Origin of the sequence: Paraburkholderia sp. BL18I3N2 (assembly GCF_003001875.1) — a bacterium.
GTDB classification, from domain to species: Bacteria; Pseudomonadota; Gammaproteobacteria; order Burkholderiales; family Burkholderiaceae; genus Paraburkholderia; species Paraburkholderia phytofirmans.
The window spans coordinates 1-26,684 of sequence record NZ_PVNC01000020.1 but is presented as its reverse complement, the minus strand read 5'-3'; the positions used below and the strand labels follow the sequence as shown (position 1 = coordinate 26,684).

Sequence of the window (26,684 nt, the reverse complement as noted above, 5' to 3'; positions counted from 1 at the left end):
GTGCACCATGCAGGCGTGGTGAATCTCGGCCACTGCGGGAGACCGATAGTCGAGATGCCCGGAGTCAACCAATGTGCCCGCCAGGGCGTTTGCATCGATCGTCACCGTCGACACACGTAGCATTTGCGCTGCGAGCGCTTCCGCGCGACTGCCCAACGATACGCGCGCTAGCAGATCAAGTCGGCCATTCACAGACATCCAAAGATGCGCGGATTCAACAGTGTGCTCTGCCGTCAGCCATTTTCCGGTTAGACGATGTCTTACCAATTGCGACACGACGAGATAGGTTAAGAGGTCGGCGCGAGAAAGAATATCGGGTTGAGTTGACCAGGGCATATCGAGTCAGTGGAATTAGCTGGGTCACACATGCGGCGCGCAACGAGTTGTTGTCAGCGGCCCTCACTACGAAGACGATCTCTCCTGGTAAATTGGCCACGCACGTGACGAAGATTTTTGTCACCGCCCGGAAGCGTGAATCCATCCTCGCACCGCCAAATAACATTCACGCCAGACTGCCTCCGTCGCACGTCTTCACCGAGGTTCGCTTGAGTTGCTCAGTGAGCCTTTGTGCACGGTATTCCAATGTCAGGCGCTGCATGCCAGACGGCGCGACAGCCGTTCAGGTCCAAGCAGAGTCGAGTGGATTTGACCGACTGCGCAGGCTTCAACGGTTGGCGATTTCGCTGGCGCACCACCAGTCGGGACGCAACCAGATATTCGAGTAATTCCGTACATGCGTGAAGATCAAATCCGATGAGCCGATCCATCATTGGCGACGCAAGTGGACGCGATCATACGGTCGCGTATTTTTGGAAATGGCGGTGACGTCCCCGTGCATATGACCGGTGACGCCGATGCAAAGCTCCGCCAGACGGTACATGTCTAACGCCACGCAAGATCTGTAATCCCCCGACGTATTGTCCTGTGGGCTATGTGATTTGGTCCGCCAAAACATTGAAGGATTCCGCCCCTCATCGAAATCCACGGACGGGCAACAGAGGCCACCGCATCGCACGCGATCCCGAACCGTGTCACGGATCGGTGTACGGCGCCACGGATGATCTCGGTAATGGCGGCAGTTGAAAATAGTGTTGGACGCGGACCCGGACGGCCTCAAGAAGGCGGTTGCTTGCTGGATTTTGCAACGCCGATTTAGCCGGTTTCGCACATCGATTTAGCCTTGAAGAAGCTCAAGCCTTCAATGACGATGCGGTAAGCTTCGGCAGCCGGTTGAGGTTGAAGGCTTCCAGTGTCTTGCCTAGCCCGAAGCCGGCACGCACGAGACGCGCGCTGAGCTTCTTCTGGTCCCGCTGCGCGACTTCTTCATGCAGGAGCCTGGTGGGATATTTCGGTGTAAGCAACCTGACCGTCGATCGCCTGACGGTTGCGCTGCTCAAGCGAGTCGAGTACGCCGGACAGGTGCAGTTGCTTGAGGACCATATTCAGTTCAGGATTGGGATTCGTGAGGTTCAATGCAGGAGAAGGGAGCGGACGTCACGACCGAAGCGGCCGCCGTTCAGATAGGTCAGCAGGCGCCGCCGACGTTTGCGCGCTGCTGCTGCGGGCTCGCTGTCCAGTCTCTTGTCGAGAATGGCCTTGACGGTGCGGTACTTCGGGCTCGCAGATGCAAGCACTCGCTCGCACGCGGCGTCCAGTCGCTGATCGCCGAACTTCTTGCGCATACGGACGATGCCCTGCACGCTACGCAGGTTCACGAGCACTGTGTCGTGAACACCGCGAGAGCCAGTGTGTGACGGCGTGGCCCGACCTCATTGGCACGAGCCAGGCACCGCTGCCGATCGTGTTCGAGCCACGCCTGCGCCGTCGGCGGCTGGCGGCCACGCACTGTGTGGCGCTCGCCAGGCTTGCGCGGCCGCGGACGGGATCGCAACGAGTTCTTGCTGGTGGAAAGTTGTACGACCGTACCCATCTGGAAAGTTCGAATCGCGTTCAACGCCCGGCGCCCATGGCGCCTATACGCCGATCCCGAAACGGCTCGATAACGCCGATCGTTGACACAACGCAACATATAGGCCGACGTTCTGCCGCTCGAAACCACGAGTGGCGTTTTGCGCCAATCTTTTGGCGATCAAGGATAAACCGTCGTTAGTGACATTCACGAACCGCTAGCGGTATTCTTCGAGAGTTTTCGGAAGGCTGCCAAAGTCGGCTTCCGTTAACGCCGCAGCGATTCCGCAACGGCGCACCGAAGACCACGCCCGCAGCCGCTCCGGTCAGAAACCGATCGCCCCTGGCGCGGTGCTGGCCCGTAGATCGCGAACGACCACCCGCAGCACACTATATCGAGAGTCCTCGATCCTTCTTCATATTCGTCACACATGACAATTCAGGTTACACACACGGCAATTCGTGATGTCAAAATGATTGAGCCGCGCATTGTCTCGGACAGGCGCGGCGTTTCATTTGACAGCTTCGATCAGGAAGACTTCGACGAACATGTGGCGCGTGGTTATCGTTTTGTCCAGGAGCGTCACTCTGTGTCGGCGCACAACGTTTTGTGTGGGCTCCACTATCAGATTCAGAGGCCGCAGGGAAAGCTGGTTCGGGTCGTAAACGGCGAACTGGTAAACGTGGCGGTCGATCTGCGGCGTTGGTCGCCCACCTTCGGGCGCTATGTTAGCGCGCGGCTGTCTGCGGCGAACTGTCGTCAGCTCTGGATTCCGCCGGGCTTCGCGAACGGGTTCCTCGTACTCTCCGACGTGGCGGAAGTGTTGTGCAAGACGACCGAAAAACGTCTGCCGGAGTACGAACGCACGCTGCAGTGGGATGACGCCGATATCGCCATCGAATGGGACCTGAGAGATGTGCCCATCACGTCCGAGCGCGACTCTGTGGGTACGCGCTTTAGCATGGCCGAGGTGTACTGAAAAGGGGCTCCATTCGCGCGACAATGACCCTCCTCCGCTAACCGATGAAGCTCCCCCAACCGCCGCCATCACGAACCAGCAGGATCTCCTTAGCCGTGTTGAAAGAGCGCTTGCTACCTATTAGCGTGACGTCAATATACCGGTGAATACATCGAAAGCTGACCGCCATCGCCCATACCACAACGTCGACGATTTCAGATCGGCAGCAGAGACAAATGCTCTTCAAGGTATGCACGAAACTCGACACGTACCTCAGGATGCCGCAGCGCAAATTCCACTGTCGCCTTCAAATATCCGATTTTACTGCCGCAGTCAAAACGCGTACCGCGATACTTGTATGCTAGCACTTGTTCATCGGCAAGCAGCGACTCAATTGCATCCGTCAACTGGAGTTCCCCACCGGTACCCGGCTTTATTGCGCGCAGATGTTTGAAAATGCGAGGCTTCAGCACATATCGACCCACAACACCGAGATTTGAAGGCGCCGCGCTCGGCTCAGGCTTTTCAACAATACCTGACATCTTGATGATCGACTCCTCCCATTCCTTGCCGTCGACGATTCCGTACGATTTGGTATCCTGCACCGGGATCTCCTCAACGCCGATCACCGAGCTATGGTAGTGATCGAACACCTCGATCATTTGCGTCATGACGGGAGGACTGCCATACAGAAGGTCGTCTGCGAGAATCACGGCGAACGGATTATCACCTACCAGCTTCTCCGCGCACAGTACTGCGTGCCCGAGGCCGAGCGCCTCCGACTGGCGTACGTAAAAACAGTCGACATGGCTCGGCTTGATGCTGCGCACCAGTTCGAGCAGCTTGTCCTTGCCACGCGCTTCCAATTCCGCTTCAACTTCGTACGACTTATCGAAATGATCTTCGATGGCCCGCTTGCTGCGGCCCGTGACGAAAATCATTTCAGTGATACCGGAGGCCATGGCTTCCTCGACGGCGTATTGAATCAGCGGTTTATCGACAATCGGTAGCATCTCCTTTGGGCTAGCCTTCGTGGCGGGGAGAAATCGAGTACCGAGACCCGCTACTGGAAATACTGCCTTTGTAACTTTTAGCATGAGGAACTCCGAAAGTCATTAAATACGGTCATGTCGCGATCAGGTCACCCCTGCACTAGTGATTAGCACGCAATGCTAGGCGCAGCGATGGAACCCGCTAAGCCTGTGGGAGAGGTTCAACGCGTCAGACTTGAGACCGGTTGGTCGGTGGCGACCACCTAGATTCAGCGGATGTCGCTCACAGCAGGCAAAACATTGGCGCGAGAGCATAATGCCTTAGTTGTTAACGTCGCCCCGAACGCATAAGCGTTTCAATTTTGGCTGAGCCAGCCCTAATCACTACATTTTCGTTAGCCCAGCTTCCCCCTCGCCCGTGATCTTCGCTTCGGTGCCGAGCCGTTACCGCAACTTCCATCCATTGTCCTTTCTCCAGTAATTAACTGGTCCGAATGAGTAACCTGAACATCTCCTTATCTACCAATCTCTCTGCGAGCTGACCGAAAAATCGCCGATGAACCATGATAGACAGATCGTCTGATCTACAATGCAGCAGATCGGGAATGATCGAGACCTCAACACCTATGGTCACGACACTTTTACATCAGGAGCCCGAATTTATAATTCTTCTGTCAATGGACATGTAGAGACCGCAAAGCTAGCTACGTTTCCCAATTGCAATGTCATGGCATGTCTTTAAAACGGCCGGAGAACCGCCTTTCCTGTTTAAATCTGCTTGCTCATACGATACTCAGTGGGCGTTGTCGTCAGATGCTTGCGAAAGAGTTTCGCTAGCCGACCGCCACTTCCAATACCGCAATGACGCGCCACCTTGTCGACTGGAAGGTCCGTTTCGACAAGGAGGCGACAGCTCATATCAAGCCGCACGTACAGCAGGTACTCAGACGGTGTCACGCCCATCTCAATCTTGAAACGCCGGAGGAAATTTCGATCGCTCATACCAACAATCTGCGCTGCCTCCTCGATCGATATAGGACGGTGCCCGTTCGTTTCCAGCCATTTTGCCGACGCCTTGATTTTCTCGCTCACGCCAGCCGAAGTATTCTTGCGCACAATCCCCCTAAACGGGGAACCTGTAGACGGAGCGACCCGGTCAGCGATCTTTCGAGCAATTTCAACCCCAAAATCGTCCTCAATCACCGCAATGGCCGTTCGAAACAGACTAGCGGAAGCGCTCGAAGAGTCGTTACCTGAACCAGTCCGCACGGTTTCCCACGTGCGGTCGTCGTAGCGCTTAACACCATCATCGACTGCCTTCCCGAAGCAGGCAGCGTCGACAAGCGCCCGCCCTTCGCCGATCGGGAATACGAGATCGCCGCGCCAATGCGCCCGACGAAGCCACGCAATCAAGTGTTCATCGCGCAGAGCATCACTCACCCCTCCGCCACCGGCAACAAATAAAGCGTGAAAGCGCCCAGAGTCGCGCTGTGCTTCGATACCCTCGGTCCAGACGAGGACCGATGAAGAACTCGCGATGCTGCCTCCCCCTGCCGATAACAAAATGACGTCGTAACTTGTCGTGCCGCACGGCTCGACCACAGTGAGTCCATTCGCCGACTGGAATACCTCCGCGATCGATGCGGCGTCTGGAAGGGCAAAGCCACTGAATAAAACGATGCCTATACGCTTCGTCGCGCTACAGGTCTCTGGCATGATGTGAGGTCCCATTGCGCTTTTGCGGCTGGCGACTGAAGAATGCTCCATCGGATTTTCCCCGGAAATTGGTTGCCCGCTCAGACTTGCTTTGAGTCAAATTTGGGGTCTGGACTGATCGTACATAAGGATGGACTGCGACGCATTTTTCTGGCCGAATCGATCAATATGTTGGCGGGTATGATCAACCCTTTAGGCGACATGTACGGCGCGGCGCGCTGCGGCGGGAAATTCTTCGGTTTTAGCGGGAACGGGACTTCAGGCAGAATGGGCCGAAGTCGTCGCCCACGCAGTAGTAGTAGTTCGCCATCGCGCAACCATCGACCGCCCGCGGATACCTAACGCCGGTGCATGCATATTGGCGCCGCTCGGTGCGCACACCCGCGCCTTCTCGCGGACGCGCCCGGCGTACAGAATCCCTTCGTCGGCGTCGAACCGCGACTTCCAAAGTTGGAGTGGCATTTGAACTTCGCCACCGGGCGCCGGCTCGCAGCAAGCTTGCAACGGCCTCTCTCCTTTCCTGTCGTGCCAATCTTCACCAATTTCGCATTGAAGCTCGTTGACCCGGTCTAAGCTGAAATGGCAGGAATCACCGTAACTCACGCAGCGTGTCACGGATGCCGCTTCCCGGGCAGAAATTACGCCGGCGTCGAACATGCACTCGTGGTTCACGCGACGTAGTGCAAAAGAGTAGAGAGTGCTCGGATCCGTCTGGCGCTGAACTCATCGATAGGAGAAAGGTCGCAAACATGCACGTCACGTCCGCCCCAAAAGAACCGGCGATTCAGCGCCATGCTCGCATCGGTTGAGGGTGGTCATTCAGCGTAACGAACACTCTCACGGACATGCTGGCTTGCAGCGAGCGATGTGAAAGGCGTATGCAAAGCACGTCGCTAAGCTTATCTCGTCGGACATCGGGACATTTCCATCGGGCACCACAATGTCGTAGTTGAAAAATGGTGCGTCAATGTTGTGCAGACCAACTGATAAGACAATGACAGTGATTGCTCGAATTCGATTTCTTCGTCGTTATCTATTCGCGCCGCCGTTGCATGATTCCACAGAACGAAATGCCGACTATCTGCATCACCGACAGCGGCGAGTAGCCCGCGGCTACGAGATCAGTGCCACATTTGAACGTCTTAGTGGCTCTTGTCCGGACGACACCTTTCCATGTCACGTTCAGTCAACATTTTGACTCAATCCGCCACGAATGTCCGCTGTCTACTTCGAACGATTAAACTCCATTTCGGTCTTTCGAGGAGGCGCCTCTCTGAGGCAACCCCGCCCCTCGATTTCGCCTGCCGCCCCCTCGGACGGCAGGCATTTTTTCTTGAACCGCCAGATTCGGTTCGCTACCATAACGTCAACGATGTATAAGTTCATATTGCGTACGGGTACATCAAAACCCTACTTTCGAGCTTCCAATATATAAGTTACGCGCAACAGGAGGTTGCCATGAAAATTTATTTGCTGCCCGGCAGTGATCAAATTTGTGAACCACCCCGTCGTACCTTTCGCTTTTCGCGCCGACGTATGAAGTCCGGCACGCAGATCGATTTCGCTGCTCAGTACGATCGTTCCCATCTGACTTCCTGCAGATGAGGCATTTCATTCTTTCCCCATGTCTCGTCGGGTCGCAACGGTAGGATCGCTGTCACTCTCCGTTTAAAGTGAAAGCGCGGCCGTAGTTGTGCGACACTACTCAGTAGAAAAATTGTTTATATAAGCGAATAGGGCACGTATGGACGAGAAAGTGACGTATGTGTACGAGTACACTGGCGGCTTTGGCATATACCGTACTACCGGGTTGCGGATGATACATCTGCTTCCCCTTGTCGGAGACAACGTTATCATGGCGGTCGACGAACCGGGGTTCGATAGCGTTCTAAAGGTGAAGTCACGGCTCTTTGAGTACGACAAGAGGGGTTCATTGACTATCACTTTTAGTCTGTCTCATACGATCGCTTAAGATTGCCAGGGAATCCCCCGAGCCGATCGGCGCGTATCATAGTTCGAAAAGTATTAGGCGCGATGAAAAGTGGCGGACAAGGCCACGAAATTGACCGAATCCGGCAATGAAACGGGCCGGCGTGGGCCGCCGATAGCCACGCAAAGCGCCAATATTGAAGTATCGGAGTGAAGGAAAGGCCGTCGGGAGCGGGGAAGACACCGAACACACTGAACTCATGCGCTTCGATAGAGATTCCCAAAAAACAACCCGAAGAGTCTTCGTATTGGAGGCCGCCGGACGGCGCGCAACTCGGTTACGGCTTGTGCGTGGTCATAGAACGCGCAGTTCACCGCCACCAAGTCGCACTCGACGGAATCCGCCAACATTTTGACGGAGGCAATCAGATTTGAGGCTAAATACTCTCCCTTGAGATCTTCGATCCCGCGTGGCGTTAACTCGATGCGACCGCCTGCGCGACAGGGGCGGTCAATCTTTTTGCGCTTCTGTCAAGCCACAGCTCGCCTACTAAGCATTGCGTGTCGAAATCCGTCTGCGAACCCAATTCCCGATGACCCAGCCACTCGATTTTGGCCTGCTTGGGTCCGCAAAACTATTGACCTATCTCGTCGTGTCACAATTGAAAGAGCATCACGCCACCGGTAGAAGGCTCAGGGTTGAACACCTGCTCGAAGCTGGGCGTTGCTGGACGCGATCCAACGGCGGCGACATTAACTGACCGCAGCGTTTGACGCTAGCCAGGCGGGGCAGTAACTGGGAACATGTAGCACGGATATCGGAGATGACATTTGACGCGAAGGCCGTAGCGAGCATGTTTGTCGACGTGTATCTCGACTTCCGGTCTCCAGCCGTAGCCGAGATTTGCCCTAGTCAGGCACTGAAGTCGTCGAATAGCAACGCGGTAGGATTGTCCGGCGTGGCGCCTATCGCGAATATAACACCCACTTCCTAACCAATCATCTCGCGCCCACCGGTATTTGAGCATAATGTGGAATTCACTCAGCAACTTTGGCGACGCCGCAGTAACTCTCCCGCTGGCAATGGGCTGCGCAATGTGGATTGCCATGTCTGATCGGCGAATGGCTGCTTACTGGCTGATTTCTCTGGCAGTGGGCATGGCGATCGTCGGAGCAACAAAGATCCTCTACGCCGGATGCGGCATAGAAATCAGGGAAGTCGGTTTTCGCGTGGTCAGCGGACACACGATGCTCTCGTCGGCCGTGTGGACGACTTGCATCGCGTTGTTTCTGCGCCGTGCGGGGCGTTCGTCCATCGGCGTAACCCTAGGCCTCGCAGGGGGTGCCGTCATAGGCGCAGCTCGTGTGTTCGAGGAAGCCCACACGGTGTCAGAGGTCATCGCGGGTTGGGCTATTGGCTCGGCTGTCGCTTTGTTCTTCGTACGCTCGCTGGCCAACTCGCATGTTCAACTACGAGGAACTATTGTCGCAGCCGTGTCACTTCTGCTGGTATCGGGGATAGCTTATGGACATAACGCGCCTTTCCAGTCCCTGATCGACCAGTACTCACCTGCCATCTGCAGACGCTTCCAGTAAGTCATCCTGGTAGCACGTTTCATTATGCACGGGGGCTACCGTCGTTTCTACTGCTCAAGAAAAAATCGGCCAAGGCGGTTTAATCGGGTAGCGAAGAGCGTAGAAAACTCGCCTGATCGACGGTCTTTGTTATGCGCTCGACAGACGAGAAGTCAAATTCTTTCTGACCGTCACATCACTCATTCAACTTCATATCTTGCTCTTCGCTCGTAGCCGATGATCCGGTAATCTTAAGAACGCGGTCGATACGGATTCCCAGCGACAGTACCGAGTTCCGCCCGAAACTGACGCAGCTTTTCGTTCTGTCGCCCTCTTTTTAAGCTTGCTTATATGCATTAGCTCGAGGAGTTTCTCATTGCTCATCGCGAGCGGAAAGGAGATATTCTTCAAGCTGGGTCACCTGAATTCCCACGGACAACCACGGTCGAACTTGGGCAGCTCTTACAGTTTTTGGCACAAGTCGCACAACTGCGACCGGAGCCTTTTATGGTACCCCTCCAGCCTCTTGCTGAACATACAGTTTGAATGCGGGCGCAATCTATCGAATTTTCCGACTTACACAGGAGCCGAGCCGGATAACGACGGCCGTCGCATCAAAAATGGGCGCATCATCGGTTTGTCGAATATGCGCTTATGATCTGCCGATCCCATGCCGTAGTCACCGCCCGCGTCGAGGAAGCGGGCAGCGGCTACGGCATGGTTTGCCCGAAACCGCCTGCCAAACCTCCGGCCTTATGCAGCGCGTCCCTGGATCGAGAGCACGTCGGCGGTACAGATGCTGGGATTGCTCAACGAGCATGTCCGAGAAGACCCAGTCGTGCATCGCGTTGGGGTCTTCGGCCATATTCCGCTCGCGCGCACCGACGACGGAATCCGCGGTTTCGCAGGCGCTGTCATCAATTGTCTGATGTCTTGTTTCTGCATGATCGCGCTAGCAGCAAACTGGCAGCGTATCTAGGTCTGAGGCATGTCAGCCACCCTCCACGTGGAACAATCAAGCCTCCGTCCCACCTCTCGTAATAAGGCGGAAAGCGCTAGCGGCAAAGTACCGGCATCAACGTTCCGATGATTTCCTTTAAATCATTCAACATATAAGCTAATTCAAAAGACGCCCTATACACTCCGTCTCATTTACCCAAATTTATGCCTCGCTAATACTCTGTATCTTTCCGCACCATACCACGACTCACCCGACATGAATACGCACCATGTTCATGCGCCTCCTAGCCGCTCAGTTTCTTAAATTTCCAATGCTCAGCTCGATCACCATGTAATAATGACGTCAGAATCATTTGTGTAACATGTGTTATCAAAAATAAAGAAAGTTTCGAGAGAAAGGCCTTTGCAGGTCAAACATTCCGAGGGAAAAATGGAATCAGTGCATACTCTGCCCCGCTGCTCGCGGCAAGGTACGGTGACGACGCAGGTAAACGACATCACTAGCGTCGACATAGCGTTGTTCAATGGTTTTGCTCTGCCAAAGGTTGCAGCGATTATCGAGATCTTCCAGAAGGCAAACGCACTCGTTGCAGCGCAGCGATCGGCCCGCACACGCTACGACGTTTCATTGCTGTCGGCGTCAGGTGGTCGCATTGCGAGTTCGTCGTCGGTGTTCGTCTGGACAGATAGCGTTGACTCGCACCGCGGCACAAATGGCACGCATCTGCTCTTCATTGCGGGCGGTGCGGGCGTGCAGTTCGCGTGCCGCGACGAACGCCTTGGCAACTGGTTGCGCCGGAGGCACCCGTTCAGCGAGATCGTTCATCCGATCGCGGAGGGACGGCTGCTTCTGGAGGTGGCCGGACTTCCCAGCCGGTATTGCCCTCTTCTGTATGGCGGCACCGAAGCGCACGGTCTTTATCAGACAAGCCAGCTGAGTGAAGCGCCGGCCGCCGTGGCGACAGCACTACGTGTCGTTGAAGAGGACTTAGGACCAGAACTGGCGCGGCTGGTTGCCGAATCCGTCGCGCCGGGGCACAGGACTTCCTTTAACTCGTCAATCGCGCGCAACGCGAAGTGGCAAGTCAGTGAAAAAATCATGGCCTCCGCGCGCTGGCTGGAGGCTAATGTCGAACGCCCCGTCTCTATTGACGACGCAGCTCAGGTCGCAGTAATGAGCGAACGCAACTTCCTGCGGCGCTTCAAGAGCGAGATCGGTACGACGCCTTCCGACTATCTGCTTCGGGCACGTTTGAACTTGAGTTGCCGGATGCTGCTCGAATCGCGTTTGCCTGTCGACAAGATAGCCCGGCGCTGCGGTATCGGCAGCGGCGCCCAATTGGCCAAGCTGTTCAGAAAGTATCTGGCGACGACACCGAGCGACTACCGGACGCGCAAAACGACCCCTCAGGGTGGTTCGTCCTGAGTGTCTGCGGTGCGCTCAACTTGAATTCGACATGAAGGCGCATTGTGCGAAATTTTCGGTTTAGTCTCGAGCGGTGCACTCACAATTGCGCATCACGGTGCTCACTGCCGTTGGGTTCGAGAGGCGCGCGTCACGCACGGCTCAGGATGTTACACCTCTAAAGTCGGCGTGTTCGCTTTGGCCAGAACAAGTAGTTCTGCCGTCCTCTCGCATCAGGCGCCAGCTTGACCTTTGCATATACCCGTCATCCAAACGATGATCTGGTTGACTCGCGAAGCGCGGCCCGGTCATCCTCGGAATAAAGCCCTCCTCGTCCGGTGGGTGGGCACGTTCTTTCCTCGGCCATCTGATCCTCCCCGGGGACGAAGCACCTTGTCGCTGCAACGTCGAACCGTTCGGCAATGCATTAGCCGAGAGGGTATCGAGCATCTCTTGTCGCTGCAGAGTGTCTGATAGTGTCGCCGGCGGCGGTCACCGGCCACGCCGCAGAAAGGTCGTATTTTCACCTGACGATGGCGCAGGATGGCTTAGTAGACCGCGCACTAGAACCATGAATGAGCTACCAATGGGCACTACACCGATTGTCAGCACTGACGATTCGCGGACCTGTCGCTCTCATATATGGCTGCATTCGCCAACATTGGGTCTCATTCCGACACGCGGTGTCGGAAATTCAAATTGTTCTATAGGATCGACCCCGGTGGCTAGATCTCTTCAGTGAGGGCACAGACATTTCAACGTTAGAGATCTGAGGGGAGCCATAGATCGGGAGGCGGAGACGAGTGGTGGGCGACTGTTGAGATTTTTGCTACAGAAAAGCGCCAGGTTGCGCTCGTGCGTTTGACAAGTCCGCAGCGTCGAGGCGGCCTACAAATCGATTGGCTGCTCGCACGTGCCGAGCAGGTCAGTTGCAAATTCACAAGAAGCGACGTGTCGATCGACTCTGCGTTGCCGGGGCTCGCGCTCGTTAGATACGCTTGACGCTCATGACGACGTTCTACTTTTTCAGCAGGTTGGACCCGACACCGTTTATGCGGATGCCGTTGGTATCTCGCGCGGGTACCGAAATTCTTACGCAGTCCGACATTGGTCTGTTTGCAGTGTGAAAGCCACGCGCGGCCATATTGCGCACCTTCGTGCCTACCGACGAAATTCTCTTAGTCGTCGAAAGAAGTTAATCGCGTGGAAAACGCAATGGGTGGATCCGTTCTGTCGTGTGATCCCAGCTTTGTTGCTACGTCCGTCAATGGCTTGAACATGAAAGGGACTCTGCAGATTGCGCATATATCGACCTCAATCCGCGCCGCAAGCGCTGGCGCTCGGCGCTGTACTGGCATTTTCTGCGTCGGCGCACGCTGTCGACCCAGCCCTGAGCTCCCTCGGCCAGGCAGGCGGTCTGGTAATCCCCTATGCGTTCCCATTGCCGGAGGGCGTCGGCGAGGGGCAGTACAACAACTACATCGACCCCCGCTACGGTACGCAAGCAACAGGCTCTCAGATCTATTGGGGTGCCGTCGGGCTCTTGCCGTACATTGAGGTGGCCGGCGGATTGGCGAACTATCCCGCGGATGTGCCGACCAGATACGCCGGACAGGATCATTTTATCTTTCGTCATTTGATGGCCGATGTCAAATTGGCAGTCCCGCAGTTTTTCAAATATCAGCCGGCCATCGCGTTCGGCATGACCGACATCGGTGGTCAAACACATTTTTTTCGCTCGAAGTACGGCGCGGTATCACAGCCCATTGGGCCGCTCAACCTGACAATCGGCTATGGACAAGGCGATCGGCTTGATGGCCTATTCGGAGGTGCCCAGTTGTCGCTCTGGCAGACGGGACTATCGCTGCTGGCTGAACATGACTCGAAGACGCCCTACATAGGCGTGCGTTATCAGTCGCCCCGCATCACCTGGCTAGCCGATGCCAACGTAATCGCTACGATAATGCGTGCGGTCAGGTCGATAGACGGCGTATCGCCGCGGACATCGATCTCGGTGGGCATCCAGATCCCGTTCGGCGAGCGGTTCAATTCACGGCGCTGCACAGACGGTCTGTGCGATGGCACCAACGCTCAGATGCAGCAGGGACCAACCGATGCGGACGCAAGCGAAGCTATCGTGCCGCGTAGCATGCAGCCGCTTCTCGAGCCACGAGCTGTGGAGCAGCCGGATCGCGCTGCCGGAGAGGCGGTTCCATTTGTGCCGCCGCTGCGATCCTATGCGTCGGTCGTCGTAGCCAATACAACCTCTGCGGTGTCTACTGAGCACGCGCCGGCCATTTCCGAGTCGCTGGACACGTCCGCGCTCGATTCGATTGCCACGGAATTGTTTGCCGCAGGTCTCGAACGCGTGCGCGTGGGAATCAGCGGCCGGGATCTCATCGTCGAATATGAGAACCACCGGTACAACCAGAACGAGGCTGACGCGCTTGGCATCGTGCTGGGAGTGGCGAGTATCAATGCACCGCGTGACATCGAGCGAATACGCGCAGTAGTCAAGAAGGCCAACGAACCGCTCGCCGACATCGCCGTCGATCGTAAAGCCTATGCACATTTCCTCGCCGGCGGGGCACCTTCCGCGGCAAGTGCATCGATGACGATGCGAACGCGGCCGACTTATGACCCGGACTCGATTGCATGGCATGGCGATGATCGGCGTCATGGACTCACGCGCATTCAGATCTCGCCCGTGACGAGTTATCTGTATGGCACCGAGTACGGAAACTTCGATATTTCTTTCGGGGCGAATATTCAAGGATTCGTTCCGCTGTGGCGTGGCGCTGAACTGTACGCAAGCTACATCGCCCCGTTGTACAACACGGCGAATATGGACAGTCACCGGGTGTTCAGCCAATACCGCCTGCGCGGCGGCCTGGCCACTGCGGCGTTGGCTCAAAGTTTCTGGGTCATGCCGGGAGTCCTGAATGTGGCCGCCGTAGGTAAGTTCAACTACCACTACATTGGCATCGAGAACGAAACAACTGCGTTCGTCCCTGGCCGGCCGGATGTCGTGCGAGTACGTCTCGCCTATCTGCATCAGGAGCCCGGTGAAGATACGCTGTCGCATCAGGAAAACGCAACGATCACCTACCGATGGGTCCAACCTTCGTGGAATCTATGGGTCGAAGCTGGGGTGGCACGCTACGTGGGGGGCGACAAGGGTCCCCTTATCACGCTGACCCGCTGGTTCGACGATGTGTCTGTCAGTGTTCATGGCGAACACAGCGGCCGGGGAAGCTTCCTCGGTGCAAGCATCAGCTTCCCTCTCACGCCGCGTCAAGGTATGAAACCGGGTATTACTCAAGTAGACGGGGCCCAGGCGTTTGCGCTGGATTTCCGTACACGCGTTGGATCGACCAACTACCTGTCGCCCGGTGGAGCAGAGAACCTCAACTTCCCGTATAGCACCGGCCAATATCTGCTGAACCAGGGACGTTTTAGCGCGGCATATTTTTCGACGCAGATGTATCGCATGCGTGACGCGTATATCCGCTATGCGCGACCGGACAATGGGCCGCCGAAGCTGGATTGACATGGCAAGCCAACCGGTTCCTCGACAGCTACAAAAATGGCGTTGTGGCTTGACCGTGAAAGCAGTTAGCAAGAGGTAGCGACAGTGCAGGCTTATCCGCCTGCGAAATTATGAGTGACTTTCTCTCGGAGAAGTACCATGAAACTAGTTGATACCCGCGCGTGGCGGGCGCTGCAGTATGGATCGATTGTGCTCGCGAGCAGCACGCTCGTCGCATGCGGAGGAGGCGGCGATTCGCCACGTTCGACTATCAAAGGAACGGTAGCAGTCGGCGCTCCGGTGGCCAACGGGGCCATCCAGATGAGCTGTAAGAATGGCTCCAGCAACGCGACTTCAGATTCGAACGGAGCATATTCGAGTACGTTTCACTTCGACGGCCCATGCCTGCTTACGGTCACAAGTGGTTCAATCGTCCTCAATTCATTTGCCGCCGGTGCGGGGACATACAACATTACGTCGCTTACCCAGCTACTCTTGAGCTATCTGGCTGGACAGCTCGGCACGACGCTCAACGGTCTGATTGCCGGCATCACGACCAATTCGACCTACCAGAGCGCGCTGACGAATAGCACGGTGATAGCAAATGCAGAAAACGCGGTGGCGCGACTGATCAAGAGCATGTATGGCGTAACGTTATCAACAAACTCGTTCTTGACTGTATCGTTCACCCCGGGCCAACCAGGGGCAGACGCGGATCTCGACGCCCTGCTGACCGCCGGTGCAATTACGAGTAACGGCCAACCCACCGCAGCGCTTGCCAGCGCGGCGCTTGCTGCGGGCGCTGCGGCACCCATTTCAGGCACCGGTGGCTCATCTACCCCGACCGGCGGAACAGGCGGAACGGGCGGAGCCGGTGGAACCGGGACGTAGAAAAGATGGTGCGCGATGAGGCTTGCAAGCTCGTTCCCACTCGGGAGTAAGTCGAACGGGGCCGCGGGCTACGCTCGATTTTTGACGAGCGTACGCCCGCACAGTACGCTGCGAAATGTTGACCTGCTGTTCAGTGGCGACGCACTTCAATCGCGAGTTCATCATCCTGCTCGTGCGTTGATAAGCGCCCGCAACTGACGCCGTCGCGAGCGAGTTGCCTGACGTCAGTTCCGGCGCTGGGCAATCGGACATACGTTTCGACGAGAACACTTTGCCTTTGCCGGTCAAGCTTAAGCAACGATTCAGGTTCGGGCGCGCATTCGTGGTTGTACTTTGCCATGATGCGAGCCCTGTGTGGACAGCTCGCTACAACCGATATCTGGCGGAGCATTGCAGTTCAGCTTGTCCACCCGCGCCAGGACTGCCGATCATCCCGGACGAATAGATTCGATGGCAGCAACTTATCGGCCCTCGCCATACCAGACCGTCAATCAGGCTGACATGCAGACGTCACTATTTGCGTCACAGCCCTTCAAGGCAGATTTGCAATCGTCTGTTCAATTTGTTATGATTTTTATAGTGACTTGCGTGGCAAAACCGTCGCAAGTAGAAGGGGGCCGGTTCCAACGGGTCGTACCGGCAGGAGGCATCGACAGGCTACCCCGTCGCCGATAACCGACACGCGCGGCGCGTACGTGATGATAAAGACGCAGGCTAAAAAGTACTGTAAATGCACAACCCGCAAACGAATGGGAAAGCCAGCCGATTCGTGGCTGCAATCCGACCCGTCAAGAGTGGTAACGGACAGCTTTGGTTCCGCATGCCCCTGCGCGAATCAGTCAGATCTGTTTGCGCCGCTCGCTCGGGGGCACCTCGTCTCCGTGGTCGACTATCGAGTCGGCTTGTCGTGTCGTTGGCAATACCGCTAGCATGCCTTTCATCGTGTAGAGCATGATTAGCGCGCCCGCGAAATCGCCTACGAACATGGCAAAAAGACGTTCGGCAATGTTCTCCGTGTCGCCTTGCAGAGCAAACCAGATGTGGTGCAGAAGCGGATTCACTACTGAATATGCGAAGGCAAGAACAAGAAGCCGCTTGGGCGTGAGATTCGTCAGCGACGCACGTAGTTTATAGCGCTCCAGCGCAAGCCGGTAGACCGCATACGGCGCCACCGTCGCAATGATCCCCCCCGCAAATGAGCGAACGGGGTCTTGCGGAAAGAAGTAAAAGAAGTCAACCAGCCAGCTCGCGATGAGCAGGCCGATTGCGCCGTCGCCGCCTAACAGCAATATGCTCAGAAGCCGGACGCCAGATGGCAAGTAAATCCAGTTCACACCACGCACGAACTCAGTGTGCGTGAAGATTTCCTGATTGATCCATAGCGACAGCATGAAGACGACCGCGGTGCCGACCACCGACCAGAAATGCAAACGTAAGCTAGACATCGAGGTAGAATAAAGATCGCCCGGATCGACTGAGCAGCATCATAGCCCATCCATCGGTCAGCGTGCGACCGACCCTGTATTTGAGCGTAATCCATGACGCGCCCTGCCGACCTCTACCTCCGGTTTCTGCAACTTGCCGAAGCGCTTCGCGGCCTGCCTTCGCTGCCGTTGCTCGACCCGCTGGAAGAGCGGATTCTGGAATTCGTCGCCCGCGCTGCCCAAACCAAGGACCGGCTATCCGTCAGAGACCTGATGGGGGTGAGCGAACTCGGCTCGCCGGCCACTTTGCATGCCCGTATTACATCCATGCGCGACAAGGGCTGGATCATGCTGTCTGACACCGAGGACGCACGGCGCAAACAGATCGAACTTACGCAAGCCGCTCTGCGCCATTTTGACAAGCTGTCAGAGTGTCTCGTGAAGGCCGCAAAGAACGCTTAGCGTTCTGTCTCCTCTAGAAGTCTTCGGTAAATTGCACACGGGCAAGCCCTGATACCACGCCAGGTCTAACTACGGACGCTCGTTGGTGCAGACAGCTATCAAAAAATATCACGCAGGCCCGTTGCGAAACCCGTCTGATTGCTCCGACCCGGTAATGCAATTGTCGGCGCCGCTCACTTTGTTGAATCGATGGTGCCGCATGCTTCCAGGGGGTTGCAATAGCGAATACTCCGCACGCACCGCCATCATATAGCAGCTACTCGAGGCAGGGGTGCAGCCCGTAGTCGTTGCATTGCGCGTGCATCCAATAACTCGAATATTGCCGCAACAAAAAACCCGCCCGCAAGCACGCATATCTTGCAAGCTCACAGCGACATCGTTATACTTTTTATAACATGAACCTGAGAGAGCTTACACAGATGGAAAGCACCGCGCCGACCGGCATATTTGTCGCGGCACCGCGTATTGGCAGTCGGGTCGCAGGTCGGTGGCTAGCGTCTTATCCAACATTTCAAGACTCCTTGCGGCGCAGCGAAACATCATTCGGAAAACTTCCGCGACACGCAAGAATGGCAGCACTCAAACGCACTACGGGAGACGCAGTGCGGGACCCGACTGCTGCGACAGTGCTCGATGACATTGGTGCGTCGTATGTGGAATTGTCCACATGCCTCGTAGAAGATGCCGTTGAGTGCTATCTCGCAACCCCAGACAAACAGTGCAAACTCGCATACCGTCCGGAATAACGAATTGCTTGATGACGTCGTCGAACAGATTGTAGGCATAAGCCAGCCTCACGTTGCGAGGCCGCCATGCTTACTTCTACCGGGGCAGGGTGTTTTCCTTGACGGCTGGATGCGATTTTTCTCATATCGCGCGCGAGGCGACAGAACTATTCCCCTGCTTGCCATCGACTGGAAAAGTTTCCAGGAATGTCTCTGTTCCATTCCTTCAAGAAGCGTAGGTGCATGAATTCAAACGCCGTTTGCAACGGCGGCACACTCAAAAATCGGAATGTCGACTCAGCTGTTAATCCGGCCAACTACGCCTACAGCCGAACGATTACTCATAGATCGCTAGCAACGTCCATCGAGCTCGAAATCGCTCTTCCAGGCGTTAGCGTATTCGACCGCGTGATAGTGACGCCGCCGTCATTTGCGTAACGCACATCCATAACAAAACGATAGGGCCTCGAAACAGGCTTTGCGGACCAAAACATTCTGGGGAAAGATAAATGGAGCTGGCACGCACACCGCCGCGATACTCGCGGCAAACTACCGCACCGACGCAAGTAAGAGCGATGACTCGCGTCGACATCGCGCTGTTCAATGGATTTGCACTGCCAGAGGTCGCAGCAGTAATCGAGATCTTCCAGAAGGCAAACTCGCTTGTTGCCGCGCAGCGGCCGGGTCGTGCACGCTACGACGTCTCGCTGCTTTCGGCCGCGGGTGGGCGCATCGCCAGTTCATCATCAGTATTTGTCTGGACCGACGATGTCCAGTCGCACCGCGGTACGAACGACACGCACCTGTTGTTCATTGCCGGCGGGGCTGAAGTACAGCAGGCGTCACGCGACGAACGCCTAAGCAACTGGCTACGTCGCAGGCATCCATTCAGCGAGATCGTGCACCCCATTGCGGAAGGCCGGCTGATTCTGGAGGCGGCCGGCCTTCCCAGTCGCTACTGTCAGATACAGTACGGCGGTCACGAGCCATACAGCCCGCATCCGGCGCAGTCGTTGACAGAAGCGCCGGGCGCCGTATCAACGGCGCTGCGCATCGTGGAAGAGAATCTCGGGTCCGATCTGGCGCGGGAGGTTGCGGCGTCGATCGTGCCCCAGCATCACTCGCCGTTCACTTCGCCTAGCACGCCCAGCGTGGCAACACAGATCAGTGAGAAGATCATGGCATCTGCACGCTGGCTGGAGGCGAACGTCGATCTTCCCGTTTCAATTGATGATGCGGCGCAGGTCGCGGCGATGAGCGAGCGCAACTTCCTGCGCCGCTTCAAGAGTGAAATCGGCATGACACCCTCCGACTATCTCCTTCGAGCGCGTCTGAATATGAGCTGCCGGATGCTCCTCGACTCGAGTCTGCCGATCGATAAGATCGCGCGACGCTGCGGTATCAGCGGCGGCGGCCGGCTGGCCAAACTGTTCAGGAAGTATCTGGCGACAACACCCACCGACTATCGGAATTTGCAGGCACGCGCCTACGGGCCGCCTGTCCCAGCACGCACGACTCGGTCCGTCCCATCGGCGGGTAACCGCACATGACACTGTCGCCTCAAGTGTTCGCGACGCGTTGCCAGAAAGGATTTGCATTTTGATTCAGGACCAGCAAACTGACACGGCGTCTTTGTAGCGTCGCCTATTCAATGTGACAAACCCACGCTTGCAATGAATCGAATGCCGGTAGGAGCTTGACCGCAGTCGCCGGCAATGTCCGCTCACCAATAGTAGGTCACCTTCACGCCGAAGGTTCGCGGCGCAGCGAACGCATATCGATAGGAGTCGTCGAATGAGTATTCTTCAGCCGCCATATACGTAAGTGTGTTTGTGACATTGCGCACATAGGCAAGCACTTCGAAGTCCTTGCCATTCGGGACATAGGTCGCCGAAAGGTCTGCGGTCAATCGGGGTTTCTCGTAGTCGTCGCCGTAATTGAATACCGTGAAATGCTGGCTGCTCTGAAATTTTGCATCCACCCGTCCGATCAGGCGGCCGGACGGCACTGGCCAAGCGTGCTCGATACCGAGACCGACTGACCATGTTGGACTTTGCGGTGGTGCGTTGCCAGCGAGCTGCACATTCTGCCCTCCATCACCTTCCACAAGAAAATCCGTGAAGCGCGCGTGCAGCCAGGCCACGGAAAGATTGATCTTGCCGATCGGCTCAATCAACGCCAGCACGTCGGTATCCGCGCCATAAATTTGCGTGCGTCCGGCATTGACGATCTTCGTGCCGACTTGCCCGTTCGCAAACGGCACCAACTGCGAGATCTGTTGGCCGGTGTAGTCGTAATCGAACGCGCTGGCATTGATTTGCAGCCGCCCGCTGAGCCAGCGCGTCTTTGCGCCCAGCTCAACGCCCTTGACCGTTTCGGGTGCGTACGGTCCCGCCGATGAAAACCCGCCCGCCTTGTAGCCGGTGTCGTATCGCATATAGGTCATCACCACAGCACTCGGCGACCATTGTGCCGCAAGATGCACCGTCGGCTTCGACCACGAACCGGAGTTGTCCTGCGACACATGGGTGTAGGTCAGCGGCTGCGCGCTTGAATCCGCGAAAAAGTACTCGCCAACGCGACTCTTTTCGTCCCAGGTCATTCGAAGGCCGGCCGTCAGCTTGACCTTATCCGTGAGCTCAAACGATGTCTGTCCGAACGCGGCTGTTGAGGCTGTATGCAGGTCGTAGGCGAATGCGAGTGTTGGCAGATACATGCCGCCCGCGAATGGTGCCACGTTCGCGCTGTAGAGGGACGACGACTCCTCGAAGTACGACGCGCCTGCCTGCCACGACCAGCGCGTGTCGCCGAGGGATGCCACCCGCAATTCGTGATTCTGCGTTTTCGGATATTCGTTCTGCTGATACGACACCGGTGCACCAGGGCTCGCGCTGCTGTCACCATCGTGGTGGTACGCCAGGCTGTCGTACCCTCCTGTGTAACTTAGCTCAACTGCGGGAAGGTCGTAGGTGAAGCTCCACCGTGCGAGCGTGTCCGAAATATTTAACGACTGCGGCGTAGCGTATGTGAACGTGCGCGGATCATCAGGAAACTGAGGTTTCTCGTGAGACACGCTCTCATCGGCATTATAGACGTACGGGATGTCGAGCGACACCGGACCAACGCCCCTCATCGTGGTCTGCTGCACGGTAAACAGCACGTGGAACTCCCGGGACGGTTCCACGGCAACGGAGAGGCGGCCAGAACGCGTGTTTTCGTCGTCGCCATCGGACTGCGGCGCATTGTTCAGATACCCGTCGTGTCGACGCGAGACCACTGCGACTCGAAACTGCACGGCATCGTTCACAGGAACATTCAACATTGCGGCGAGATTGCGGGCGTTGTAATTGCCGAGGTCAATCGACGCGCTACCTTCCACATCCTTTGCAGGCTTAGCCGTGACGATGTTAATCAGCCCGCCGTTGGCGTTGCGCCCATAAAGCGTGTTCTGCGGTCCGCGCAACACCTCGATGCCTTCGAGGTCGTAGAGTGTTCCGCTTAGCGCGTACGGACGGTTGACTGAACTGCCGTCGGTCACTACCACCACCGCGGGATCGCCGACCTCGGTCACATCGCGGCTCGAAATGCCACGGATCGTGATGACCGGCACCACCGTCTGCACCTGTGCGAAGTTTACGTCCGGCGCAATTGTACTCAGGGACTTGAGGTCGCTCACACCGAGACCCTCGAGCCTGACTCCGCCATATACGCTCATGGCCACCGGCGTCTTCTGTTCCAATTCAGGCTTCTTTTCTGCCGTCACGACGAGCGGCGGAAGTTGGTCCATGGCTAGCTTATTCTGGTGGTCAACGTGAGCCTCGGGTGGCGGCGGAGCGGTGGCGGCCTCTGCCCCCGACGCCCATGACTGCCCGCCCAGGCAAAAGGCGATGACACTTGTCACACCGCAAAGCAGGCGCGGTAAGCGGCGATGCTCTCTCGTTGGATGAATCAGTGGTGGTCGCAGATTTTCTGAAGATATGAATACTTTCGTCACGGGGCCACATACAAACATCATCATTCACAGTCATTGGAGGCAAGGCGCGCACATTCGGCACGCGGCAAAGCGGGAGGTGCCCAAGGTAGTGGAAAGATCAATATGGTGTTCGCACAGTAACGACAAAGAACTCCGGCTGACCTGCCCGTCTGGGCTGCGGATTGTCTCACGGGATTGCCATTCGATACCGGGACGCCGACATGTTTAACAAGCGCGACATTGAGGCCGCAGGCGTCAGCTCAGGGCGACGCCGCGCGAAATGCACATTGAGAATACGGCAAAGCTTATCCGAATATGAGTTGACCGGCGTGCGCATCTATTGATAAATCTATATTAATCAACAGAATAGCGCTTCACTTCACTCCGCGGATAGCGGACTACACGCGCACATGTGCGAACTCAGAGAATCACTCTGCGGCCGGGGCGGCGGCATGCAAATAGCTTGTCTAACTCCTTCCACGCGCATTAACGACCTCAAGTCGTTCAGACCTATATTCGGCCGATTCGACATCGCTTATCGCACCAGAATCGCCAGGATGACCATGTCTTCATGTCCTGCTCAGTCGACATTTTGACCCTGCGCCGCTTGCGTCGGTCGCATATTCCAATCGCATAGGCTCGCCTTGGGCCTTTCGAGGAGCACTTCTTTGAGGCAATCCCCCGCCCCCGCTTGACGCCGGGCATATCCGCTCACGGCAGGTTCTTCTTGGAACGCACCCATTTGTCTCCCAGCGGATGGTCTATCGCGCATAAGTTGGCGTTGCGGATAATAGCAATCGACATCATTTTGAACTCTCGAAGTTAAATTCCGCACTCCTCGGCAGATCCCCAGATCCCGTTGCGCAATACTGCGAAACATATAGCCCGTTGCGCCGTTTTTTCGTTTTTTCGGTTAGTTCGGACCAATGCGTACAACTTGGCCAACGCTACGTGCGCTTGAAACATTCGCGCCTGCACCTTTATGCACCGGCCTTCCCACTCCCGCAAACCCTCACCTTTCCTGTGGTCAGGATAATCCCGATTACAAGGCCGCCCGAGTCCGCAAGTGCACGTCAGAGCGAGACATTCTGTTACCGATGCGGCGTACCGATGTGAACCGTCTTTGCGTGCCAGTTCATGTCGCGCTCGATGCCATGCAGCGCGGCAAGGCAAGCTAAACGCAGTCGACACTATGCCAGGCGATGATCCTGAGCGGGCTGCTGGCCGGTGCGTGCGGCGACGTCGTCGCCTTCGCACAGTTGCGTAGCGCCGAAGATACCTTCTCCGCCGCGTTTGACCGCAGTCGTGCGTCAGGCGTCTCGCTAACCGATGACGACGGCTTCGGGCAGTTTGCATTGACCCGCGCGACAAACAACGACAGCTACAGCGTATAAGGCTCGCCGCGATCAATTACGTCGCCGACAGACTCTAATGCTGCCGGGCATGGCTTTAAACTGAATTCCACCTCTTCCGTGTCCCCTCCTGATATGGAGTCAGCCTGGGAACGCACGGGCTTTTTTCTGCCCGAACCGCTGCTCAAAACAGAAGAAAGATAGTCGACTGCGAGGCAGGACCCTCTCATTTGCCGGGTGCGCCGCCATTGGAGGATTTCGGCATTTTGAACAGCAATTTGCCGGCCGCGGCGCAAATGAAAATGCGGTCGCAGTGGGTTCAAAAAACGACGGGCCGCGGCAGCTCGACATTTTCGTCTGGCCAGGTAATGTGCGGCTCACAGCCTGCGCAATCGGCGGGCGGTTTGGCGTTGAATGGAAGGCGCCAACCACTTGGCAGGCAGTGCAATGTCACCTGAGTCGTCGAAACGCACTGGGCGCTGGAGACAGATGCAAACATATTCCGGCTTACCGGTAAAACCAGGTCAGGGCCGCAGGAAAGTCTCCCATAATTGAGAGGGACCCTGTATGAGGACAAGGACAGGCATCATCGTGAAATCGTGAACCAACATAGGGTGAACAGGGAAGCGCAGTTTCCTCCCAGAAAGCGATTCGAGGAAGCTTAACCATTGAAGTCGGAGTCAGGGAGCGCAGCCCGGCGGTCGCATTGAGCCACAGGCCGCCTTGAAAAATGCCCAACGACCCCCGGCGTCTATGTCAGATCAGGCGTTCATGGAGATTGGCGAACTGGCGTTCCCCGCGAGGAACGCTCTCAGCTTCCGCTCTGCCGCAAGTACCTCGTGTAGCGGTACACCGGCCAGTTGCGAATCATAAAGGGCAACAAGCGCTTCGAAGTCATCAATCGTGTCGCCCGGCAAACGCCACTCGCCACACTCGTGAGCGCGCGCCAAAGTCGCTTCAACGGCGTACTCGGCGATCCTGAACTGCTCCACGGGGCGACTTCCAAATCCAGCACGCTGCAGGAACCAGCTCAGATACACCGCGCGCATCAATTCATTGATCAGGTGTCCATTTCCGTGACCGCTCCGACACGCGACGAGAGCAAGATGAATGGCAAGCGACTGCTCGCTCGCCGAAGCGCGATCCATTGGCAACAAAAGCGCCTTGGTCAACGGTCTATGGCCGCGGGCACTGCGGGTTTTGTTTCGTCTGGAAGACACAGATTCGAGGTTACAAGGAGCGTTTGGTGAACGGACGAATTATAGCTGGATAACTCGCGACATGTTCAACAGCCGCCCCGATGACTTCAGTGCGAGACAGCGAGAGCGCGGCGTTCGCCTTGCGGCCATACTCGCAACGGCTTTCCCCCGACCTCGGCCCGCAGCGCACCCGGCGCGACGTGTCGATCACACCCACAAAGTCGCGACGAAGTGGGCAGCGACCGGGCGCGATTCGCTGGGCAGTCCTGCCGTTTGATTCGCAGGCGGCATTTCTCGCAATGTGCCGCCGAAATACCCTCTAGCAGAGCGCGTTCGCAGCCTGAGGCTTTGCGAGGAAGTCGTCGTGGTCGAGCGAACTAGACCAAATGCGCCAACGCATCGTCGGCAACTGGAAAGAGCCGGCTGCACTGCTTCGTGACCGACTGAATTCCAATCGATGTGCCTTTATCGCGCGCCACCACGGAATGTTCTCTCTGGTCGGATTCAACGCGCGGCAAATCTCGACCTTACGCAAAAAGCACTCTGTCTATATCGCCTGATTCAAGACTGAATTTCGCAAGTCGATTTGCGCCAAGCATTGAGGATGTTGCAGGAGCGTTTGCCCACGTCGTTCAGGCTTCTACTAGACACCTCGCTCGCGCTGCCGGTCGGCCAGTCACTCAAGCCACTCACGCGCGCCGCGTTGCACCGGATCGTGAAGGACGTCTTCAGCGGCGCCGCAGACTCGTTGCGTTCGCGTGGCGACGACCATGCGCAGCGCGCTGACCACCTCGAGTAGGCATCGGCACACTGGCTACGTCACAGTGCCGGGTCACATATGGCGGATCAGCACCTCGATCTGCGACTCGTGCGCGATAACCTCGGGCATGCCTCACTGACGACAACCAGTCAGTATCTGCACATGGACGATGATCGCCGGCATCGCGAAACCGACGAGAACACCGGATCGACTGTGACGCTCGACGCGACCCGGACGATGACGGCGAGAGGTCGACTCCGGCGCCACTATCCCCTCCCCCGACCGGCGGCAACTCAAGGCTTGATCAGGAAATCGTCGGCCTTGAGTCTACCACTTCGCCCGGACGCAGACGGATCCTTCTTTCAGCGACCGCGATAATGCGGCGCCGTCCGTCAGCAAAAGCCTTAGCATGCGGACCTGGTCAGCACCGGCGGGTAACCAGAATCGCGCTTCGAGCGCTTCCCGCGTGATCGCACAGGCGACCTGCCGTGTAGCCCGGTGCGGGCCTCATAGAAGACCGGGTGGCGGGCACGCGACGGCGAAAGACGGTTAGTTGCATCCTTTCATTCAAGCCGGACCGCAAAGTGAGCCTTTACGGGAGAGCAACCGCCTTCTGAAGGCAATCAGCTGTCAGGCCCGTGGATTTCTCCACAAACGCGCGCGTTCGATTCCGCGGATAAAGAGAGGCCGCCCTTGACCTATTCGTCCACTGGACTTCACTGTTGCGAACAATGTCTTCCGCACGTACTGCAAGTTGCAGGTGTTGTTCAATAATGAGGAAGCAGATCGACCGCGTTCTGATGGCTCTGTCGCGATAAGGATGGCAGGACGAGAAAGTGCCGATATGATAAGGATGACTTAGATGACCAGCGAATAGAATTGCTCTGCAGCAGTCAACTGGATCCCAGCGGGTTTCATCTGCCCC

17 protein-coding genes and 1 pseudogene are annotated in these 26,684 nt (G+C 56.7%); 9 read left to right on the top strand and 9 right to left on the bottom strand.

All coding sequences use genetic code 11. The annotated features are described in order from the left end of the window. Positions 1–1,190: 1,190 nt before the first annotated feature. Together B0G75_RS33175 and B0G75_RS33170 are read right to left on the bottom strand one after the other, a co-directional pair. Entirely contained in the window at positions 1,191–1,361 is a 171-nt protein-coding gene (locus B0G75_RS33175; RefSeq protein ID WP_308705940.1) for a hypothetical protein, read from the bottom strand. Between the two features lie 108 nt (positions 1,362–1,469). Next, positions 1,470–1,715 carry a hypothetical protein gene (locus tag B0G75_RS33170; protein WP_146142562.1) on the bottom strand — a complete coding sequence of 82 codons (246 nt, stop codon included), beginning with the start codon at positions 1,713–1,715 and terminating at the stop codon, positions 1,470–1,472. Positions 1,716–2,339: 624 nt separating this feature from the next. Here B0G75_RS33170 and rfbC point away from each other — a divergent pair. Beyond that, positions 2,340–2,888 (top strand): dTDP-4-dehydrorhamnose 3,5-epimerase, encoded by a 549-nt coding sequence (rfbC, locus tag B0G75_RS33165; RefSeq protein WP_106286093.1) that lies wholly within the window; start codon positions 2,340–2,342, stop codon positions 2,886–2,888. Between the two features lie 194 nt (positions 2,889–3,082). On the opposite strand, the gene galU is transcribed toward rfbC, so the two are convergent. From galU to B0G75_RS40895, 3 genes are all read right to left on the bottom strand, one after another. After that, positions 3,083–3,964 (bottom strand): UTP--glucose-1-phosphate uridylyltransferase GalU, encoded by an 882-nt coding sequence (gene galU / locus B0G75_RS33160; protein ID WP_106286094.1) that lies wholly within the window; start codon positions 3,962–3,964, stop codon positions 3,083–3,085. 663 nt (positions 3,965–4,627) lie between these two features. After that, on the bottom strand, positions 4,628–5,626 hold the full coding sequence (locus B0G75_RS33155) for a GlxA family transcriptional regulator (protein WP_106286095.1): 999 nt from the start codon (positions 5,624–5,626) through the stop codon (positions 4,628–4,630). 1,359 nt (positions 5,627–6,985) lie between these two features. Beyond that, the gene (locus B0G75_RS40895) at positions 6,986–7,162 is read right to left on the bottom strand and encodes a hypothetical protein (RefSeq protein WP_181309408.1); all 177 of its coding nucleotides are present in this window, start codon (positions 7,160–7,162) and stop codon (positions 6,986–6,988) included. A 1,371-nt stretch (positions 7,163–8,533) separates the two neighbouring features. Between B0G75_RS40895 and B0G75_RS33145 the strand changes: the two genes are divergently transcribed. From B0G75_RS33145 to B0G75_RS33130, 4 genes are all read left to right on the top strand, one after another. After that, positions 8,534–9,100 (top strand): phosphatase PAP2 family protein, encoded by a 567-nt coding sequence (locus B0G75_RS33145; protein ID WP_106286098.1) that lies wholly within the window; start codon positions 8,534–8,536, stop codon positions 9,098–9,100. A gap of 1,369 nt (positions 9,101–10,469) precedes the next feature. Beyond that, complete coding sequence (locus B0G75_RS33140) at positions 10,470–11,465, top strand: GlxA family transcriptional regulator (RefSeq protein ID WP_106286099.1); 996 nt, start codon at positions 10,470–10,472, stop codon at positions 11,463–11,465. Between the two features lie 1,276 nt (positions 11,466–12,741). Next, on the top strand, positions 12,742–14,994 hold the full coding sequence (locus tag B0G75_RS33135) for a YjbH domain-containing protein (protein ID WP_106314154.1): 2,253 nt from the start codon (positions 12,742–12,744) through the stop codon (positions 14,992–14,994). Between the two features lie 138 nt (positions 14,995–15,132). Then, entirely contained in the window at positions 15,133–15,864 is a 732-nt protein-coding gene (locus tag B0G75_RS33130; protein ID WP_106286101.1) for a hypothetical protein, read from the top strand. Positions 15,865–15,994: 130 nt separating this feature from the next. Here the strand turns inward: B0G75_RS33130 and B0G75_RS40355 are convergent, their stop codons facing one another. Next, positions 15,995–16,204: a hypothetical protein gene (locus tag B0G75_RS40355; RefSeq protein WP_146142561.1), complete on the bottom strand. Its 210-nt coding sequence runs from the start codon at positions 16,202–16,204 to the stop codon at positions 15,995–15,997. 499 nt (positions 16,205–16,703) lie between these two features. Beyond that, complete coding sequence (locus B0G75_RS33125; RefSeq protein WP_258194156.1) at positions 16,704–17,309, bottom strand: hypothetical protein; 606 nt, start codon at positions 17,307–17,309, stop codon at positions 16,704–16,706. Positions 17,310–17,402: 93 nt separating this feature from the next. Between B0G75_RS33125 and B0G75_RS33120 the strand changes: the two genes are divergently transcribed. Beyond that, complete coding sequence (locus B0G75_RS33120; protein ID WP_106286102.1) at positions 17,403–17,750, top strand: MarR family transcriptional regulator; 348 nt, start codon at positions 17,403–17,405, stop codon at positions 17,748–17,750. A 1,234-nt stretch (positions 17,751–18,984) separates the two neighbouring features. Next, positions 18,985–20,025 (top strand): GlxA family transcriptional regulator, encoded by a 1,041-nt coding sequence (locus tag B0G75_RS33115; RefSeq protein WP_106286103.1) that lies wholly within the window; start codon positions 18,985–18,987, stop codon positions 20,023–20,025. A 173-nt stretch (positions 20,026–20,198) separates the two neighbouring features. On the opposite strand, the gene B0G75_RS33110 is transcribed toward B0G75_RS33115, so the two are convergent. Next, the gene (locus tag B0G75_RS33110) at positions 20,199–22,262 is read right to left on the bottom strand and encodes a TonB-dependent receptor (RefSeq protein ID WP_181196751.1); all 2,064 of its coding nucleotides are present in this window, start codon (positions 22,260–22,262) and stop codon (positions 20,199–20,201) included. 1,388 nt (positions 22,263–23,650) lie between these two features. Here B0G75_RS33110 and B0G75_RS33105 point away from each other — a divergent pair. Further along, positions 23,651–23,842: a hypothetical protein gene (locus B0G75_RS33105; protein WP_106286105.1), complete on the top strand. Its 192-nt coding sequence runs from the start codon at positions 23,651–23,653 to the stop codon at positions 23,840–23,842. A gap of 719 nt (positions 23,843–24,561) precedes the next feature. Here the strand turns inward: B0G75_RS33105 and B0G75_RS33100 are convergent. After that, on the bottom strand, positions 24,562–24,948 hold the full coding sequence (locus B0G75_RS33100) for a hypothetical protein (RefSeq protein ID WP_181196753.1): 387 nt from the start codon (positions 24,946–24,948) through the stop codon (positions 24,562–24,564). A 697-nt stretch (positions 24,949–25,645) separates the two neighbouring features. Between B0G75_RS33100 and B0G75_RS33095 the strand changes: the two are divergent. After that, positions 25,646–25,974: pseudogene (locus B0G75_RS33095) on the top strand (tyrosine-type recombinase/integrase); the annotation flags it as partial. Positions 25,975–26,684: the final 710 nt, after the last annotated feature.